This window comes from Candidatus Kaistella beijingensis (assembly GCF_020084865.1).
GTDB classification, from domain to species: domain Bacteria; phylum Bacteroidota; class Bacteroidia; order Flavobacteriales; family Weeksellaceae; genus Kaistella; species Kaistella beijingensis.
This window is the reverse complement of the sequence record NZ_CP071953.1, coordinates 1285491-1304974: the sequence shown is the minus strand read 5'-3', so window position 1 is coordinate 1304974 and position 19484 is coordinate 1285491. Positions and strand designations below refer to the sequence as shown.

General features: G+C 33.0%; 19 protein-coding genes. 8 read left to right on the top strand and 11 right to left on the bottom strand.

All coding sequences use genetic code 11. The features are described from left to right. Nucleotides 1-41 precede the first annotated feature (41 nt). The 6 genes from J4771_RS06090 to J4771_RS06065 all read left to right on the top strand — a co-directional run bounded on the left by J4771_RS06090 (nt 42) and on the right by J4771_RS06065 (nt 8320). Nucleotides 42-368: an ASCH domain-containing protein gene (locus J4771_RS06090; RefSeq protein WP_224137548.1), complete on the top strand. Its 327-nt coding sequence runs from the start codon at nt 42-44 to the stop codon at nt 366-368. A 55-nt stretch (nt 369-423) separates the two neighbouring features. Then, nucleotides 424-2898, top strand: coding sequence for an N-6 DNA methylase (locus J4771_RS06085; RefSeq protein ID WP_224137547.1), 2475 nt, complete (start codon nt 424-426; stop codon nt 2896-2898). Next, nucleotides 2885-4009: a response regulator gene (locus J4771_RS06080; protein WP_224137534.1), complete on the top strand. Its 1125-nt coding sequence runs from the start codon at nt 2885-2887 to the stop codon at nt 4007-4009. Before J4771_RS06085 ends, J4771_RS06080 begins: the two co-directional genes overlap by 14 nt. Nucleotides 4010-4078: 69 nt before the next feature. Next, nucleotides 4079-5821, top strand: coding sequence for a hypothetical protein (locus J4771_RS06075; protein WP_224137532.1), 1743 nt, complete (start codon nt 4079-4081; stop codon nt 5819-5821). Between the two features lie 86 nt (nt 5822-5907). Continuing rightward, a complete protein-coding gene (locus tag J4771_RS06070; RefSeq protein WP_224137531.1) occupies nt 5908-6813 on the top strand; it encodes a hypothetical protein in 906 nt (301 codons plus the stop codon). A gap of 1177 nt (nt 6814-7990) precedes the next feature. Next, on the top strand, nt 7991-8320 hold the full coding sequence (locus J4771_RS06065) for a hypothetical protein (protein ID WP_224137529.1): 330 nt from the start codon (nt 7991-7993) through the stop codon (nt 8318-8320). A 233-nt stretch (nt 8321-8553) separates the two neighbouring features. On the opposite strand, the gene J4771_RS06060 is transcribed toward J4771_RS06065, so the two are convergent. The 9 genes from J4771_RS06060 to J4771_RS06020 form a co-directional block, all read right to left on the bottom strand. Continuing rightward, nucleotides 8554-8841, bottom strand: coding sequence for a hypothetical protein (locus J4771_RS06060; protein ID WP_224137527.1), 288 nt, complete (start codon nt 8839-8841; stop codon nt 8554-8556). Continuing rightward, nucleotides 8838-9071: a hypothetical protein gene (locus J4771_RS06055; protein ID WP_224137525.1), complete on the bottom strand. Its 234-nt coding sequence runs from the start codon at nt 9069-9071 to the stop codon at nt 8838-8840. The genes J4771_RS06060 and J4771_RS06055 overlap by 4 nt, the downstream gene beginning before the upstream one ends. Further along, nucleotides 9068-9427: a KTSC domain-containing protein gene (locus tag J4771_RS06050; RefSeq protein WP_224137523.1), complete on the bottom strand. Its 360-nt coding sequence runs from the start codon at nt 9425-9427 to the stop codon at nt 9068-9070. The genes J4771_RS06055 and J4771_RS06050 overlap by 4 nt, the downstream gene beginning before the upstream one ends. A 4-nt stretch (nt 9428-9431) precedes the next feature. Further along, nucleotides 9432-10187, bottom strand: coding sequence for a hypothetical protein (locus tag J4771_RS06045; RefSeq protein WP_224137521.1), 756 nt, complete (start codon nt 10185-10187; stop codon nt 9432-9434). A 156-nt stretch (nt 10188-10343) separates the two neighbouring features. Next, nucleotides 10344-10553: a hypothetical protein gene (locus tag J4771_RS06040; RefSeq protein WP_224137519.1), complete on the bottom strand. Its 210-nt coding sequence runs from the start codon at nt 10551-10553 to the stop codon at nt 10344-10346. A gap of 80 nt (nt 10554-10633) precedes the next feature. Continuing rightward, nucleotides 10634-11602 carry a hypothetical protein gene (locus J4771_RS06035; RefSeq protein WP_224137517.1) on the bottom strand — a complete coding sequence of 323 codons (969 nt, stop codon included), beginning with the start codon at nt 11600-11602 and terminating at the stop codon, nt 10634-10636. 190 nt (nt 11603-11792) lie between these two features. Continuing rightward, entirely contained in the window at nt 11793-12077 is a 285-nt protein-coding gene (locus J4771_RS06030) for a helix-turn-helix domain-containing protein (RefSeq protein WP_224137515.1), read from the bottom strand. Between the two features lie 331 nt (nt 12078-12408). Beyond that, on the bottom strand, nt 12409-13755 hold the full coding sequence (locus J4771_RS06025) for a phage integrase SAM-like domain-containing protein (protein WP_224137513.1): 1347 nt from the start codon (nt 13753-13755) through the stop codon (nt 12409-12411). 352 nt (nt 13756-14107) lie between these two features. Next, the gene (locus tag J4771_RS06020; RefSeq protein ID WP_224137510.1) at nt 14108-16258 is read right to left on the bottom strand and encodes an endonuclease MutS2; all 2151 of its coding nucleotides are present in this window, start codon (nt 16256-16258) and stop codon (nt 14108-14110) included. A gap of 115 nt (nt 16259-16373) precedes the next feature. Between J4771_RS06020 and J4771_RS06015 the strand changes: the two genes are divergently transcribed. After that, nucleotides 16374-17015: a uracil-DNA glycosylase gene (locus tag J4771_RS06015; protein WP_224137508.1), complete on the top strand. Its 642-nt coding sequence runs from the start codon at nt 16374-16376 to the stop codon at nt 17013-17015. On the opposite strand, the gene J4771_RS06010 is transcribed toward J4771_RS06015, so the two are convergent. After that, nucleotides 17002-17607, bottom strand: a complete 606-nt coding sequence (locus tag J4771_RS06010; RefSeq protein WP_224137506.1) for a hypothetical protein — start codon at nt 17605-17607, stop codon at nt 17002-17004. The two genes, J4771_RS06015 and J4771_RS06010, sit on opposite strands and share 14 nt — an antisense overlap. A gap of 43 nt (nt 17608-17650) precedes the next feature. Continuing rightward, nucleotides 17651-18139, bottom strand: a complete 489-nt coding sequence (locus tag J4771_RS06005; protein ID WP_224137504.1) for a DUF456 domain-containing protein — start codon at nt 18137-18139, stop codon at nt 17651-17653. Nucleotides 18140-18205: 66 nt separating this feature from the next. On the opposite strand from J4771_RS06005, the gene J4771_RS06000 reads away from it, so the two are divergent. After that, nucleotides 18206-19465 carry a mechanosensitive ion channel family protein gene (locus J4771_RS06000; RefSeq protein WP_224137502.1) on the top strand — a complete coding sequence of 420 codons (1260 nt, stop codon included), beginning with the start codon at nt 18206-18208 and terminating at the stop codon, nt 19463-19465. The last annotated feature ends 19 nt before the right edge of the window (nt 19466-19484 follow it).

Genomic DNA, 19484 nt, shown 5'->3' with positions numbered 1-19484 from the left:
AATGAAAATGAGGATTTCACCAATCATTAAAAAACAAAATCATGAAAAAACAGCTTTATCTTGTTCTGCAAAAACAATGGTTCAACGAAATTCTCGCCGGAACAAAAACCGAGGAATACAGAAATTTCACTGATCATTTTATCAACCGTCTTTGCATTTTAGACGAAAAAGAAGAAATTATAGGTTTCAAAGATTATGAAACCGTGAAATTTCAAATGGGTTACAACAAAGACGCCCCTCAAATGATTGTGGAATGCAAAGAAATCTACATCGCCCAAGACGATGGCGTTGAAGAAAAGGATTTGAAGCCGGAGCATTTTTTCTTTGTAATTGTGCTGGGAAAAATCTTGGAGAGAAAGAATTGTTGAGGGATTAATTTGCTAATTTTATAAAATCATTAAGTAAGGCTTACTAAAATAAAATATGGATAAGAAAAAAATCATAGAAGTTAACACGATCATTACTTCATTTTATAGTCGAAAAGGATTTATTACACCAAATGATTATACACTTACACTTTTTTTACTTTGTATTTATAAAGATGAAGTGGTTGCTAAGAATAGGAGTATTTCAGAACTTGTTTACCAATTGAAGCAAGCGGCAGAATACAATAATCCTTCAGAATTGTTCAGATTATTACCGCACTTTCGTGTCTTAAGTTTTTTCTCAGCTGATGATCTCGCTCAAATATTTTCTTATTTTTCTTTGCTTGAAAAATCATATTTTGAAAATCAATTTCCGGCTTTGTTTGATTTTGTTTTTAAGGTAATTACGGAATCATTGTCTTTCAAGAACGGTGCATTTATCGTTCATCCTAAATTGATGAAATTGGTTTTGGATGTTGCGCATGTTGAAAATGCAAGACATGTTTACAATCCATTTGCATCTAATGTAGAAATTGTTTCCGAATTATCAGGAGAAACTGAATATTTTGGACAAGAATACAATCCGGAAATTTGGCGAGTTGGAAAGTTGCGACTTTGGGCACACCATAAATTAAATTTCGATTATGTTTTAGAAAGTAGTATTGAAAACTGGCCTTCAGAGGAAAAATTTGATCTTATTTTTTCTAGATTACCTATTCTTAACAGAATTGATGTAAAAAATAGTTTTGGTGATAAAGTCGATTTAGAGCATTTCGTTATAGAAGAATCGCTGTCATCTATTAAAATTGGCGGAAAGATTATTCTTTTCGTTCGACCGGCGTTCCTTTCCTCGGGACGAAAAACAGAAAAAGAACTTTTCAAAAAATTGGTAGATGAAAATCTTGTTGAAAAAGTACTTATTTTTCCGACAGGCGTATTCCGTCATACCAATATTGCAATAAATGTTTTGGTGCTAAATACGGAGAAACCAAGTACTAAAATAGAATTTATTGACTTTGATGATTATCTATCAAAGTCTAAAACTAGGAAATCATATATAGATTGGGACAACTTTGAAACGAACAACTTTCTTTTTCAACCTTGGGAATCGGTTCTCGTTGATGCGGAAGAGATAAGAAATAGAGATTATAATCTTCAAGGCAAAGTGTATTTTTTGGAAGAGTTGGAAGGAACTCCTCTCTACGAATTAGTAGAAGTTGCTAAGCGACAGAAACCAGAGAATTTTACTGATATTTCTAAGATTTTAAACGTTCGAGATCTGGGACATGATCCAAATATATTGCCCTCTATTAATTATGATTTGCTAGAACCCATCTCCACAATAGAAAATTTGATGTATTACACAGTTCTGGATGAAGAAGGTGTTTTGGTTTCATTAATCGGTGGAAATTTGAACGCAACCTACTTTTCGGGTAAAAAAGCTGTACTATGCCATCAACGAATTGTATTATTAAAAATTATGGATGAAGATGTTATTTCTTACAAGTATTTAATAAATGAGTTGAACAAAGATTATGTTCAAAAACAGATAGAAGCTCAGGTTTTTGGTTCAACTGTAAGAGATATACGAGTCAATGATTTGATGAATGTAAAAATCAATTTGGTTTCATCAGATTTACAAAAGGAGGAAATTGAAGAACAATTAAGTTCTGCAATTAAAGAACTTCAAGATGAGATTCAAAAAGTTGATAAAGACTTTCAAAGCATGGAAGCTGAAAAAAACGCAATACTAAGACATAAAATTGCAGGTTCAGTTTCTAATTTGGAATTTTTTGCGTCCAATATCAAACAGATTCTTGAAAGAAAAGTGTTGCCGAAATTTCCACAATTATTTTCTTTAAAGTTGAATGATAATCAATTGTTAAATCTAGGAGAATTGATTGATAACTTAATTAAGGATTCTAAAAGGATTACTGAAGAAGTCAGAAGCCAAACAGAAGACTTTATTCCAAGTGAATATCCTGTTTCACCAATTGAAATTGTGCCATTTCTGGAAAACTATTTTAAGAATGTAAGTGAGAAGAACCCCAATATTTTATTTGATATCAATTTGAATGATATTAAGAGTGATGACTTCAAAATCTTCACCTTTGCGAATGAAGATCTATTATGTTTTCTACTTGATAATCTAATCTCGAACATTAAAAAGCACGGGTTTAATTGGAACAAGGAGGAGGTAAGAAGAATTGAAATCTCGACTTCAATCCTTGAGGAATTTGAAACCTTTACAATCTTTATTTCAAATACAGGAAATCCAATGCCGGAAAATTTCACATTTGATGATTTTAGATCCAAGGGAATTAAAAAGGGAAAAAATGGAGGAAGTGGAATGGGAGGTTACATCGTTGATCAAATTATTAAATATTTTGGTGGTGATTGGTATATTGTTGACGAAACTGGTCCAGAAGGTATAGGCGAAACTGATCTTGCGACAACTTTTGAAGTATCACTTCCTTATCAGCAAGAATTTGTAAATTTAGACGATTTACAAATTGACAATGAAGAAATATAAAGTATTTTGGGTAGATGATGAATATCAGTCGCTTTTCAGTATCCGACAAATGGCAATTGATGCTGGAATTGAACTGATTCCTTTTGATAATGCAGAAACTGCAATTGCCGATTTGAAGGAAAATTTTCTTTGGTATGATGGAGCAATTCTCGATGGATTATTTTATAATACATCCGAAGAGGAAGGAGTTGCAACAAGACAAACAGCATTGATGAATGTGGTAAATTCTTTGAAAGAAATTCGTCCTAAAAAATATATTCCATGGTTCATTCTAACCGGTAAAGAAAAAATAAAAAATGATAACGACTTCATACAATCTGAAGGAAAAGAAGATTGTGTTTACGATAAATTAGACAATAATCAAATTCGGAACCTTTACGCAAGATTGAAAAGCGAAGCCGATCAACAATACGAAACCCAACTCATTCATCAATATCAAGATTCTTTCAAAATTTTTGAATCGCATTTAGAGTCTGAAACCAAATATGATTTATTGCAGATTCTAAAAAAGCTTTTTTCTGAAAGTACCATTCAGTTCGACGATTACAATTCAATACGAATGATTTTCGAGAAATTGTTTGATGAATTAAAGCTTTTAAGAATAATTTCTCCAGACATTAAATCGTTGAACGGTTGCAGTTTATTCTTGAATTGCAGACATAATGAATTTGAATTTTCAAAAGAAATCATACATCCTGTCATTGGAGAATTAATTTACCGCACCCTAAATTTAACTCAAGACGGATCTCATAGCGGTGAAAAACTTAATTTTCGGGTTCAAGAATATTGCTCAAAAAATCAAGCAAAACATCTTTATGCTTCCACCGTGCATTCCTTACTAGAAATTCTCAATTATTTTAATCTGTATTTGAATGATTGGAAAAAAACTACTGAAAATAAGGAAATAGCGTGGCTAAAGAAAAATATTCTTTCGGGAGAGATTACAGAAGTTTCCGCGAATGGTTATGCTACTTTTATTTCTGACAATAATCTTCGGTTTTCTGTTCCTCCAAAACTTGGTGAGCAATTTTCTCTTTATGTAGGTCAAAAATTAAAAATTGAACCTAAAGAAGATAATCCGCTTCATATTAAGTACATTTTTGTAGATTAAATCCATCTGTGCAAATCTATTGCACATGTCGTGCTCATCTTTGTACTGTTAATTTAAAAACGGTGCATTATGACAGATTATCAGAACTATTGGAATCAGGAAATTAGAAATTTACTTGATGAGTTGGATGCTCCTGCATCACTCCACACTAATATTGTGGATACGCTTGCAAATTCTCAAAGAACAGGTATTTTTGAGAATCAGATTATAAATGCTTTAAGATTGGGACTTTCCATAAAGGAAGGAAATCAAAATATAGCATTTGTTGCATCAATGCAAAGTGGTAAATCAAAGACCATTTATTTTCTATGCAATTATGTATTACCTGCAATCGGTTTGTTGAGCGGTCATGAAAATGTACTGTTTGTAACAAGCATGCGAGATACTGATTTGTATAATCAGAACAACCGAAATTTGGAAGCAGATTTTTATGACGCTTCCGAAGGACAAATGAAATATTCGCGAATTAAGGTGATTAAGATGAATGAGTTCTTTAATTATCCGAATCCGTTCAAAGCTGTACGCGATCTTAAAGTTCAACTTATAGTTAGAGATGAGGATCAGTACGGATGTGGCGAAGAATCTTCTTTCCAATTTGCATTTTTCGATAATTTAAGGAGCAAGCTGCCGGAAATTGGTCTGGTTGCTGTAAGTGCAACACCTTATGATATTTTAGATGCTCATTTTACCAAAAGTGCAGACATTGATGTTGTAGAAGGAGTAAGACCACCTTCCTATTTCGGAATTACAGAGATGTTGAGGGAAAATATGATTGATGATTTGCCATTAGATTTCTCACCACTGCAAGATAACAATGGAGAATATGTTGTTCATCCAAATGTTATTGAATATGTTCAGCATTTATTGAGTTTTGATGATGGATTGGGAATTATCAGAGAATCAACTACGTTGCGAGCATTGGAATTAAGAAACTTGTTGCGAACAAAACTGAAACACAATGTTGATGTTTTAGTTATTGGATCTGATTCTGCGTGTGATTTTTCAATAAATGAAGGTCTTTCTGAAGTAGCAAATTTAATTATGAGGATGGGAAGAAGGGTGATTCTAATAATTGTTCAAGCTTTAACCGCCGGAAAGGATTTAGGCAAATTAAAGGAAAAAATAAGGTTTGGAATTGAGCCGAGAGACAAACAACTTGCAAATGGTGCTCAAGGAATTGCAGGAAGATGTTGCGGTTACCATAATAACCGAACATTTAGAATAATGGCAAGTATTCCTTTGCTTAGTAATTATGCAAAATTTGAGCAAGATTGGGAGATTTTCAGCGATCCGGAATGGAAAGAAGAATTGATTGATAATTCAATTCGAGGACTGACAACACAAACCAAATTTGCGATCACTCAAGTTGAAGGAATCTTTACTTCTATAGACGATATTTTTACAGTTTCCGTAGAAGAGCTATCGACAGAAGAAGGAAGAAATAAGTTATCATTTCTTTCAGATGAAGTCTTTGATAGACTAGATGGGCTTTTTGATCCAAATGCCTACAATGGTTCTACAAAAGGAACGAGATTGAATGCGAAAGATGTTACAGTTCGTATTGCATCAAGTTATAATATGAAAAGCAATAGAGTGTATAAAAACTGGAACGCAGATTTAAGTGCCGATTTCGGCAGTGTATTCTTCAAAAAGAATGATTATAATTATGGTTTGTTGATTTCAAATTTTCCAGTTGAAGATGACCGAAATAAATTGGGTTTCTGTGGGATTAAAGTTTTTGTTTCCGGTGAGAAGGTATTTCGTGAAAGAGAAAGTGAAATTGTAAATACGTCCATGTATAATGCAGACTAATTCTAAGACCGTCTATTTGTTATGGACGGTTTTTTTTTTAGATTGAAGTTTAGATGATTAATGCAAATTGAAATATGACTCGATTTATGCTTGACAAGAAACAACTGATAATCTCGGCTTTTGAAAATCTAGATGTAAATTTATTGGATGTTCTATTGGATGATGACAAAACTTTTAGCAATGTCTCAAAGAAAACGTTTGTTGCAGTATATGCTCGTTTTGTTCGATTCATTAAAAGAATACCGGAATTCGACACTACATATAAATCCTACAAAGCATTCTGTGATCTTGAAGATGAAAGACGTGAAGGTATTGCATTTGTAAACAATGATGGCATTTGTTATATCAAGTTGATTTTCACCTATCATGAAGATGAAATTATAGACATTAGACAGTGTAAATCCTTGGAAACTTCAGAAATTGAAATTAGTAAAACAATGATTGGAATATCTTTTTATAAAGATGAGGAAAAGTGCTTTAAAGCTGACAAAGATTTTTATGAAATTACCACGACTTGTCAAGATGCTGTTAATATACTACAAAACCATATCGAGGAAGAAGGCGCATTGTCGATGAGTTCCATAAGGTCTTGGTTTTTAGCCCATGAAGATTTTTATATTGAAAAAGTTTTGCCTTGTGGTTATTCTTATTCAGAATGTGCGGAATTTATCAATTATTTTACTTTATTTCGAAAGTACAAGACTTCTGATGAGGTTGAAGAACTGTCAAAAAAGTTTTGCCATGAATTCTATTCTTTTCCAATTGTACATAAACGAAATATTAGTGATTGGCTCGAGAGAGTAAATAATGAAATTGTCAGAGCTCAAAAAGGATTTTGGCTGGAATGTGATTTTAGAAAAGGATTCTTTCTGGAATCACATGTCAAAGTTTTTTTACCAGATTTCTATTATACGCAGAATTTAGGAATAATCATGAATAAGTACAGGGAGTGGATTCCTGCATCATCATCATGTGAAATTAGAATGAAATGAGGGAGAAAATTCTTATAATTAAAATTGTAAAATGAATTCAATTGATGTGTGGAATCATTACGACATTTTTTTAATTATTTTTTACTTCTGAGAGCTGTATCTTTAATTTAAAGAAATAAAAAAAACAAAGCAAATTTCTGTTCACGAAAATATGCAGCAATATCAAGCCATAAAGGTTTTTCAGAAAACTTTTGTGGCGGTAAAATTTAGCCCCAAAATTTTTCTGAAAAAATATTGCATCACATTTTCCTTCCACGAGAGTGGACGACTTTCTTTTTTTTCTTTTTCTTTTGAAAAATTTTTGACAGATTATTGAAGTTAACTAATAAAATCTGAAAAAATCTCCAATTCTTACAACCTGCGAAAATGAAGTATCGTTTCAGAATTAACCTGCGTAATTGAACCACAGGGTTTTGCTCAACCTGGGTAAAATTGTTACACCCAGTCCCAGAACCTGGGTAAAAAAGATACAACCGAAACTCATCTCTATTCCTGATTTTTTTTCTTAAAAAAGCAAATCCGTCCTAATAATGTGTAAAAGCGCTAAAACGCCCATCCACATTACGTTTTCAGACCTCTAAAAAAATCCGACCTTATTACAAAATTTTTGCTGCAAGATGTGTCTTTGTACCCACAATTTTTCAAATTGGGCTTCAAAGAATTCTTGCCATTCCTATCGGAAGGGAGTAGAAAAAACTCGGAACTCGTTTTTTTTTTGAAAGGGTGATTTTTCAAAAATAAATTTCTGAAAAAAGGATTTAAGAAAAAGGAACTACCCACCACAGAAAATTGGAATATAAAATGAGATAAAGACATTAATTTTAAGTGCATTTAATTCAAAATATATTCTTAATTTTACATTCTAAGATTTAAGAAAAAAATTGTTGTATTTCACATGGTGGAATATTCGGTTACCTTAAGAATCTCCCTTTCTAGAAAATTACCTATTAATCGGTGTTTGGAAAGATATAAATATTCCTGGAGAAACCACTTTATAAACCCTTAATTAGCTCATTTGCAGTTCTTTAGGGGTTTTTTGTTTGTAATTGTGGCGACATTTGTGGATACATCTTTTAAGTCTGTCTAATCTAAGGCAATAACTTTAGCGATATTCTTTTCTTATTTTTATTTCTTTTTCACTATATTAGATATCAACGGTAAATAAAATCTAATAAAAATGGATGCAGACATTACATCACACAAAGAATTTCAAAAAGTATTAGAGGTATTAAAAGGTTACACCGATATTTTTTCGGGAATAAGCGAGAGTTTAAGTGCATCATCACAAATCACAGAAGCTATTAAAAAAGCCGCTGAATTAAACACTTTTCCTTTGTCTGACGAATTCATTGAACAGATGAAAAAACTTTCCTCACCATTAATAAAGAATGAGCAGGCAAAAGGTATGATCCCTTCAGGTGGATGTTCACTGCTTAATTATGAAAGTAATTTCAATAATTTTGAACCTTTACCAATGCGTATCAGGATTGTCATCGATAATGATTAAGATTTTTAATAGTATTCCGCTTTATTGTCTATAGGTCAAACCCAGAGTTATTGATTATACCAATAGAAACGCCATTAAAAACATTGTTCGATTTTAAGACAGGGATTTATTGTCGTAGTCGATGTGAACGCCTTAAATCAAACGTTTCGTAATATTTAGGAAACAAAACATAAAAATTAAACAAATGTTTGATATATAGTATAAAGGTTTTTAAAACTATAATCTATTTTATATTATTTCGGACTCAAGTCTGTATCACCACTAAGGAATATTTCATACATAAATTCGTCTTGAATTTTTTTATAAAGTTTTGGATTATTGAGTCTTAAACTGTCTAAAAATTTCTCCAAGTACTGTTGCTCTTTATTTTCTTTGAAAGACTTATAGATACGTAATGAATCTATAGTACGTTTTTTTAGAATCTCGTTTTGTTCTTTTAGTTCGCGAATCTCCTTTTTCAATTCAGCATTATTACATGATAGCAGCATTGAAAACGGAAGAAGTAAAAATGTTTTTATCATTTCTTTGGTTTGTATTTTTTACTTGTTGCATTTTTTATATCTACCTCTAAATATTTTTTGGTATTAAGTTCACCAAAATAAATCACGCCTGTACTTGTGTCAAAAATTACAACTCCATTAGATTCACTCTTTAAAAAATATCTTCCATTATCATTCTGTGTCTTGCCTAATAAGAACCCTACGCAAAACAATAGTAATGCAGCGATAAAATAAATAATCTCTTTTTTCATCGTTTAAGTTTTAAATTATATTTCCCTTTAATCATTTGGTGATATGCTTTGCCTAAATCGTCTTCGTTTTTAAATTTTTCCCATACATTATAGGGTAGTTCATCAAATATATAATCCTTTCCTTTCATATTAATAATTAGATAGCCACTGTTTTTATTATTCGCATAATATTTAGCTTCTCTAATCCAATTGTTTGCAGACCTTCCATCTGTTTCTGCTTCTTCTTGTATACTTAAATCAGCACTTCGCACTATTTGTTTAGCTTCGATATAAGAATTAAATTCATTAGGAATTTGGGGACTCTTTTTGCATCCCAAAAGAAGTAGAAGTCCAAAAAGAAAAATTTGTTTATTCATAAGATTATTGTTTTAGACAAACTTCATTATAAATAATTTTCTCCGATTCATATTCAATATCCTTCAAGCCTAAGTCAGTAAAATACTGCGGGTGAAAATTTTCACTTAACATATTGTTTTTACTATTATATGAGAATAAAACAATAGTGCCAATTTTATGGTTATTACAATCAATCATATATTTATTGATATGATATCCGGTTTCAAAAACCACATTCTCCATTTTCATCTGTTTTACCTTACCAGTCTCTGGGTCGAAAACTGTCATTTCCTGTCCTTCTTCAGGTATAAATCTATCTTCATTGGTCATACTTTTTATCCATGCAATTTTATAATTTCCGTTATCTTGTACTTTCCCTAAATAAAAATTAAAACCATCTTCGCTATTTCCAATTAATTTATTGTAAACCAAATCACTACAAGAAAAATCAAGAATTAATTGCTCGAGTGTTTCATTATCTACTCTTCTATAATTACCATCGTGTGTGATATTTTTAATTAAATTATCAGAACAATTACATCCGTACAATTCTTTTAACTCTTCGCCTTTTACCGTAGTGGTTTTGCCATTTTTTAATTTTATTTTTTTCTCTGGTTGTACAAATTTTACCCAAACTTCATTGTTGGACTCTCTTTTAGCATAAAATTCTCCCTCTTTTCCATTGCCATAAAGAAAATTGTAATCTATATCTTGACAACTAAACACTTGTCCGATTGATAAAAAGCATATAAAAATCATTTGAATAAATATTTTTTTCATATCATTTAGTTTTACACAAATCTACCTCTAATTTCTTATATACCAAAAGTTTAAATACATCTATACTGGCGGCATAAAAAAACGGGTGAAGAAGTTTTTAAAAGACCTCCTCCCCGTTGTTCCGTTGCGGTTTTAAATTTGAAATTTGAAACTGATTTATGTAGCCAGTTTCATTTCTCTGATATAGTTAATACATGATACAATTTTGTTTTGAGGTATCGCTTTCCATAAGTCCAGTAGTGAAGTATCTTTAAATGTCTCGTACCTCTCAGCGAACCTGTTAATAATAAAATTAACTTGCAGAATGGTTCTGACTTCCTGCATTGTTAAGTTTTCTTCTTCCGCAATTTTGAAAATTTCTTTCATTTTGTTTTGTTTTAAATTGTTATTATAATTTGTTTTTTGTGCATTTTCCACCTTTAACAGTATTGAAGATTAATTCTGTTTTATGCTTCCTCTGTATTAATGGGGATTTCCTCTGTGGAAAATGCATTTTCTGAAATTTCATTTATTTTGTCAATAATTGCACATTTTATTAAGTGATGCATGTTGTAATTTCTTTCAAGGTTATTGTAATATTTTTTCTTTTCATCATTTAATTTATTACGAATACGGGCATAGTTATTCCATTTGTTAAGGCATACCTCATCAGTATCATTAATGATTACAACCATCTCCCACTCATTTATAATTGATTGAAATAAATTTTTATAAACATCTATTTTTAATAAATCCGAAATAGTTTCAATCCCTAACTTGTTAATGTTTTTGCTTTCCTTGCTTCGGACTTCAAAACGAAAAGTGTCTGGGTGAATTTTATACTGTGGAAAATTTAGAAATTGTGCGCCTTTACCGTATGCCTTAATTTCTTTGTACTTTGTAGTATCAGAAATTTTATTTGTACTGTATCGGTTAGTTTTAAATTTTTTCGTTGAGGTAAAAAGTATCCCATCAATTATGTTCTGAATAGGTCTGTCAATTAATATATTTAATCCATATTCTACATTAATAACCTTGAAATGGCTTAAGTCCTCTTCTGTAAATCCCAACTTATTGAAGCTGTTTTTAATTGTTTTGATACAGTCAATAATTTTTAAATCATTTCCATTGTGTAAATCTCTATTAAATATATAATGAGGACTAAAGCAAAAATCCACGTGTCTAAACCCTTCAAATTTGCCCCTGTAAAATACCTTCTGAAATTCCAAACGGAAGCGGTTAAACCCATCGGAGAAACAAACAGTGTTATTTCTTTTGGTTTTGTGCGGTTTGAGATTAGATAAACCATACTCATATAAAATGCCTATATGAGTTTGGTTCTCGTTCCTTGCTTTCGTAAAGTCTATCAATGTGATTGTTATATAAGAAGTTCGTTTGACGGGCGTGGGGGTGTTTTTGGTGGTGATTTTGCCCACATAATCAATTCTTCTATAAAGCTGTCAATCGCTTCAGTTTGTGCGTTAAAACCCTCTCTTAATTCCAGTTGTAATAACTCAGACTTTAAGTTAATTATGTCTTCGTACTTCAATGGTATGTCGTGTCTTATTTCGTCCGTATCGGTGAAATACATAGACTGTATTTTATAAAGTAACATTGATAATTCCATTATTTTAATTTATTATCGTTTAAAATTTTTAAAATTTCTGAACGGAAATAATAATATGTTCCCGAGATATTTGATGGCTTGATGATTCCTTCGCTTCTCCATCTTCCTTCTGTGCTTCTGCTGATTTTAAGTAAAGTGCAGACCTCATCGATTGTAAGAAGCTCATCGGGTTGTTTAGGCTGAAATTGTTCAGCTAATTCAGCTTTAAGTTGAGGAAGTAGTGCAGCCGTTAATTGGTTTACTAAATCTTCTGGGGTGGTTTGTAAAAATTGAATTGTACTCATTATAAATTTTAATTGAGTGTTAATATTCTTTACAGCGATAACACTGCGATACAAACATACAGTAGTGATTAAATTTCAAATAGTTTGCTTAACTCGTTTTGCCGTTTTTTTACTCATTTTTTTCGCGAATAAATTAAACGCTTGTTTGTTTAATGGTTTTTTTATAGTATTACGTTTCTTTTTAAAATTTATTAATTTGTTGATATACAACGATATAAAAAGCCACCCTAAAATTAAGGTGGCTTTTGTGTGCGTGTTGATAACTTTTTTAATGCATTTCTATGCTCTGTAATTTTCCGTAAGCAAATCGGCTGAATATTATTTTTTTCAGTTAGTTAGCAATTTTTTTGTCTTCAATTTCTTTAAATGTTTTAGCGGTCTGCATTGCATGGTCTGATGAATTCTTGCCAATGTAGGACAAAAAGACTGTTTCAGTAGCATGTGAGGAAATAGCCATTAACTGTGGCGTTGTAAATCTTTTATCGCCATAGAAATTCGTACAAAAGCTGCGGCGGCAAATATGGCTCGATACCAACTTGAATTTCTCGGTTTCGGTAATTTCATTTCTTTTTGTATCATCATTAAATACTTTGCCCTTTACTTTGTTATCAATTCCTGCCAATTCGCAGACTTTTTTAATGTGCCTGTTAAACAGAACAAATTTGGAGTCTCCTTTTTTGCCAAAAGTTGGCGGGAAGTTTCCATCATACTTTTGTAATATTTCCTCAACTTCGTTATGTATTGGTATCGTAACCTCTGCGCCTGTTTTTTCCTGCGTTAATTCGATGAACCTGTACTGTTGCCCCTCAGAATCAGTTTTGGTGAAAATCATTTCTTTTGTCATTCGCAGAAGATCGGAAACTCTTTGCCCTGTATAGCATCCTATTATTAGCCAGTCTTTAGCGTTTTGTAGGTCAGCTCCAATAATGTGTGTGTTTTTGATTTTTTCAATTTCTGCAAATGATAAAAATATTTTGACGGCTGGAATGTTCTCGATGCTAAAGCTGTTAATTTGGTGGTTTATAATCTTTCCGTTATCTCTTGCATCTAATAATACTGTTTTGACATTCTTTAAGGTTCTGTTTGCGGAAGATTCCATCATTTTAAAATCATCAATCAAAAACCTTCTAAAATCTAATAAAAACTTTTTATCAATTTCAGATATGAGATATTTTGATGTCTTTTTTTTCTCATATTCTTTAAACTTGGTTTGAAGTTGTACAAATTTTTGGTCTGTGGATTTCTTTGTTCTTGAATCTATTTGTCTTTGGTCAGAATAGTTCTTTAAATAAACAGAAAACAAATTGTCGTCTTCTTCCGCTGTTTGGGTTGGTCTGTTGAAATACTCATTAATAGTGTCTTTCAGCCACTGATTAGAAAATCGAACTCCTTTAGTATAGTCTAAATTATATTGGTTCTCTATGTGTGAGCTTAATTTGGTTAAATCAGCTTTTAATTTATTGTTTTCCGCTAAATTTCGCGGTTTACCATTATCAATAACCTTTTTTACTTTATTGCCATTATTATCAGTTGTCGTCTTCTCGGTAAAATGCCATTTAGCAGAATCTATTTTTAAACCTGTTGCTGTGCGCATTCTTAAGGTTCTCGATAATTGATAAATTACTTGGATTGTGCAATTTTCACCAGTAGAACGAAGATAAAATTTAGGAGCAGCCATAATGTGTGATTTAATACATATCAAAACTAAACAATTTATATGATTTGTGGATACATTTGTGGATACATTTGTGAAACAATTTGCTGTAAGTTGAATTAATTTAGGATTATAATGTCTTTAAATCACTTTTAATAAATGGTTTGGAAGTATTTATTAATCCATTTGATTTTTCATTGTTTCATTGTTCGGGTTCTGGAGAAACCACAAACCACTCTATTTGTAGGGTGGTTTTTTGTTTTTTAGTCGTAGAAAATATCGCCGTTTAAATGTATACCGGCCGACATATCTGGCTTTATGATGAATTATTAAAAATTAGGAAAGTTTAAGATTTAACCTTTTAAGCCAATTTAAATTAAATTCTCTCGAGCTCATCTCCCGAAATTTGAGTCTTGAACGATCCGTAATTCACCGTCACCTTCTGGTTTTTATCAATTTTTTCAATCGTACCCACGGAAGTTGAACCTGCAATTCTCACACGTTGACCCACTTTCAGCCAAACAGCACGTTCTTTTTTACGGCGGTCTTCCAATTTTTCGTTGGTTTCAGCAATTTTTTCCTGAACGTTTTCCTTTTTCAGTTGTTGTGTGATTTTTCGCTTTATTACCTGAAGTTTCTTCGTCTCATCTTTATCAGAACCGAGTTTGCGGAATTTTTCCTGCTCGAGTATCTTCACGAAATCTTTCACGACATCTTTGCGCGATTTCCCTTTTACATAAGAATCGATGAAGCCTTCAATCTTGTTTCCAAACTGAAGTTTGCGGTGCTCTTCTTCGTATAATTTTTGAAAGTTAAAAAGTTTTTGCTGAAGTTGCTCGTTCAGTTTTTCTAGATTCTCTCGCTTGTTTTGGGTAGATTCTTTTTGCTCTGTTAAATTCGATTTTAATTTTTCGACCTCAAATTTTTCCTGCTGAAGTTTTACAATCGTTTTGTCAAGGTTCACAATATCATGTTCCACCTTTTTTTTGGCGGAATTAATGATGAAACGTGGGATTTTATTTTTCTCGGCAACTTCGAAAGTGAAGGAACTTCCGGCTTGTCCAACCTCTAATTTGTAAAGCGGCTCCAATGAATATTCATCGAAGAGCATCGCTGCATTTTGTGCGTTCGGAAGTTGCTCGACAACAAGTTTGATGTTCGTGTAATGCGTCGTGATAATGGCAAAACTTTTCTTGTCGTAGAAAAATTCGAGGAAACTTTCCGCCAAAGCTCCGCCCAATTCAGGATCAGAGCCGGTTCCAAATTCGTCAATCAATAAAAGTGTTTCTGAATCGGCTTCCCGAATAATTTTAGACATCTTTTTCAGTCGGGAAGAGTAGGTGGAGAGATGGTTTTCAATCGATTGATTATCACCAATGTCCGTCATTAAATTGTTAAAGAAAAACATTTCCGATTTTGGATGAACGGGAACGAGAATTCCGCTCTGAATCATCAGTTGCAGTAATCCAACCGTTTTTAGAGTAATTGATTTTCCGCCTGCATTGGGTCCGGAAATACACAAAATTCGGTTGTGTTCCGTTAAAGTTAAAGTTTGCGGAAAAATCTGCTTATTTTCTTCTTGATTTCTAATCAGCAAAAGAGGATGGAAAGCATTCAACAAACGCAAAGTTTTGTGACGGTTGATTTTAGGTAAAACGCCGCCGACCTTTTCAGCGAATTTTGCTTTGGCCCTTGCTAAATCTAAATCAAAAATATAGTTTTGATAATCAGAAAGTTGTGGTTGGAATTCGGCAATTTCTGCGGTAAGTTTTCTTAAAATTTTGTCGACTTCCTTTTTTTCTTCCTCTAAATTTTCTTTAAGTTTGAATTGATGTTTTACCACCGATTCCGGCTGAATGTAAGTAATGGAACCTGTTTTGGAAACACCCAAGACGCGCCCTGAAACTCTTTTTTTATAACCCGATTTTACCGCCAAAACTCTTTGGTCATCGATAATACTTTCACGAATATCATCCAGAAAATCGGTGGAAGAAAGTGCTGTCAAAGTTCGGTTGAAATTTTCCTGGATGGCTTTTCTGGCGTGTTGAATTTCTGTTCTGAGCGTTTTTAAGATAGGAGAAGCTTCACTTTTCACTTCGCCAAAACGATTGAAAACCTTGTCAATCTTGTCGATGACTTCTTTTCGGTATTCTAAATCTTTAACGTCATTATTGAGGTTCAGAAACAATTCTTCAAATGGCGGAAAAAATTTTTGAAGTTTTCCGACTTGTTCCGTCAAGCTTTTGATTTTAATGAAAGCTGAATTTTCCAACCGGAAATTTTCAATCATCATCAGTTTCAGTTCCGCTTCAATATCTTCATATTCATCAAAGGGAATGGGGTTTTCACTTTCAAAACTCGACAAATATTCTGCAACTTTTTTTAAAGAAATTTCCGCTTCGTCAATTGGAAGGGGACGAAGTTTTTCAATTTTTTCTGCGGTTTTGGCGGAATACGCAAAAGGCGAGATTTCCGCTAATAGCTCCGGAAACTCAAGTTCGTTTAAATCTTCTTTTTGAATGTGCACGAAGCAAAAATAGTGAATTTACAGCATCACAAGAATATATTAAGTTATAAAAACATATTTTTGAAAATCAATATCTGAAATTTGCCACTCAAACACTCAACCACTCAAACAAAAAATGACTTGGACTGAAATTCTTGCCCCCATCAAAAACTCCGAATATTATGAAAATCTTTGGCAGAAAGTAAATGCGGAATATGCTTCCACAAAATGCTTTCCACCAAAAAATCAGATTTTCAGAGCGTTGGAATTAACGCCTTTTGATGAAGTGAAAGTAGTGATTATTGGTCAAGACCCGTATCATAACGATTTTCAAGCAAATGGATTGTGTTTTTCGGTTTCCGAGGAAGTTGCGGCACCACCTTCTTTAAGAAACATTTTCACGGAATTGAAAGAAGATTTAGGAATTGAACGTACCAAAAAAGAACTCGATGATTGGGCGAAACAAGGAGTATTACTTCTGAATGCCACACTTTCTGTAAAGGCACATTCGCCAAATTCTCACAAAGATCTGGGTTGGGGAAAATTCACCGATTTCATTATAAAAGAAATTTCCGATAAAAAAGAAAACGTGGTTTTTGTTCTATGGGGAGCTTTCGCACAAAAAAAGGAGGTACTCATTAATTCCTCCAAACATTTTATTATTAAATCTGCCCATCCATCGCCGTTCTCGGTGTATCGTGGCTTTTACGGAAGCAGGCCTTTTTCTAGAATTAATGATCATTTAAAATCAAAAAATCTCCCACTTATTTCGTGGTAGTTCCACCTCTTTGAACGGTAGTATTTACGGGATCTCCTTTCTCGAATTTTAGTCCAATCTGGTAAGTTCCTTTTAAAGCTTTAAATCCCTTCTCCGACGTGGTTTCAGGAGTAACCGATACTAAAGTAATGTTGTAGCCGTTAAAACTTTGGGTTTTTGTGTAACCTTTGTTGGCATCGTTTATGGTGCTGATTTGCAACGTCATAGGTCGTGTTGCAACTCCCATAAATTCTACATCCGCTGTAGCGACTCCCGCCCAAATACAATTTACATCTTTTGGGCATCGGCTGTCTTCAGACATCTGCTTAAAGGTGACGTTCATTTGGTATTCTTTCACAAATTTATTTTCGCCTTCTTTCAAATAAACTATTCCTGTTTTGTTAGCATTAGTTTTCTCAGCTTCCTTTACTGCATCAGCATCGGGAGGTAATCCTACGGACATTTTCGGCTCCTCGGTTTTTGGGGTAGTTGTACCTGTTGCAGATGTGGAAACATTGGTGGAAGATTTTGTATCTGTTTTAACAGTAGTGGAATGATCTACTTTTTCATTTTCAGTAGAATTTTGAGTGGTTTGGCATGTCGCTAATGTCAAAAAACTGAATGTGGAAAGAACAAGTCGGTGTAACATCATTTTATTATTTAAATAGATCAATTATCACCACCAAAAACATTGCCAAAGCAACCATCAAATTAAATCCAGTTCCGTAAAGGAAACCAATTAAAGCGCCTTTAGTGGAATTCCAGGCTTTCTTTTTGTCGTTTGCGTCATGAAGTAATTCACCGATGAAAACGCCCAAAAACATCCCGATCAAAAAACCAAAAGGTACTGGAATAAAAAACATACCCGCAAAAGTCCCAATCACCGAACCCACGCTTCCCCATCTCGTACCGCCATATTTTCTGTTGGTTCGTGCAGGAATTACATAATTTAAAACTACTGAAATTGCTGTTAAGGCCACAAAAATCCAAACATAAACCATGGAAAGTGGTGCATCGGTACCAAATTTGTAGATGAGCAAACCGCATAAACTTAACAAAAGTCCGGGTAAAACAGGAATGAAAGTTCCCAAGATTCCTAAAATCATTAAAACGACGGTAATGAGATAAATGAAGGTGTAGTCCATCTGAAATTTTTGTTAAAAATACGCATTAATCGATTAAACACAAACAGATTTCTTATTTTTGCGACAATGAACAACGAACTGAAAGATACCAAAGATTTTCTGCAAACCATAAGTGACACGCTTCATTTTTGGTTGAGGGACAATTTTCCCGACAGTTGGGTATTGCTAAGTCAGATCGTGTTCAAGTTTTTACTTTTGATTGGGTTGGTTTACGCCATCGACTTTATGGTTAAACTTTTCTTGAATGGAATTTTCAAGATCTTTTTTAATAAAGATAAATATCCGGTTCTAAAGTCAATTTATCAGTCCCGAATTACCAATTCCTTCTCTCATTTGATTGCGCTTTTGTTCGGAAGTTTTGCGCTGTTTTCCATTTTTTACCGTCATCCCAAAAGTTTCACTTTTTTGGAAAGAATGGTTGGTTTGGCGATCGTTTTTGTGGTGGCAGGAATGCTTTACCGTGGTTTGAATGCTTTTAGAAATTATTTCATCATTCAACAGGATTTTTACAAGATTATTGCACTCAATGCGGTATCACAAACCGTAAAGATTTTTGGAATTTTTGTTTCTTCGGTTGTTGCAATTTGTGTGATTTTTGGGATAAGCGGTTCTGCAATCGTGGGTAGTTTGGGAGCAATTACAGCGGTCTTGGTATTGGTTTTCCGTGATACGATTCTGGGATTTGTAACGGGAATTCATGTGGCAACTTCCAAAAACTTAAAGGTTGGTGATTGGATCGGAATTCCGAAATATAATTTAGAAGGAAATATTGAGGACATCAATCTTCTGACCACAAAAATTCAAAATTTCGATAAAACCATTTCAACGATTCCGACTTATGATTTGTTGACGACGGAAATCAAGAACATTCAAGTGATGTCTGAAAGTAACACGAGAAGGATTAAACGGTCGATTATTTTTAACATCAACTCCTTTAAATTTTTAGGCAGAGAAAGCATCGACAAACTCGCAAAAATTAATCTCATCACTGATTATCTTGGAATTAAAAAAGAAGAAATGATTAAAGAGCGGGAACACATAAAAAATCCTGAACTTTTGATCAATGGAAGACAGCTCACCAACATCGGCGTTTTCCGCGAATATGTTTTTAATTATCTGAAAAATAATCAGTACATCGACCAAAACGGAACCATTATAGTAAGACAACTCGAAAATACTCCGCAAGGAATGCCGCTTGAAATATATTGTTTTACCAACAGTTCGGAATGGTCGAATTATGAAGATATCCAAGCCGATATTTTCGACCATCTTCTGGTGGCTTCCAAGGAATTTGAGTTGGAAGTAGTACAGTTTTCAAAAGTGTAACCAACGGATTTCAAGCTTC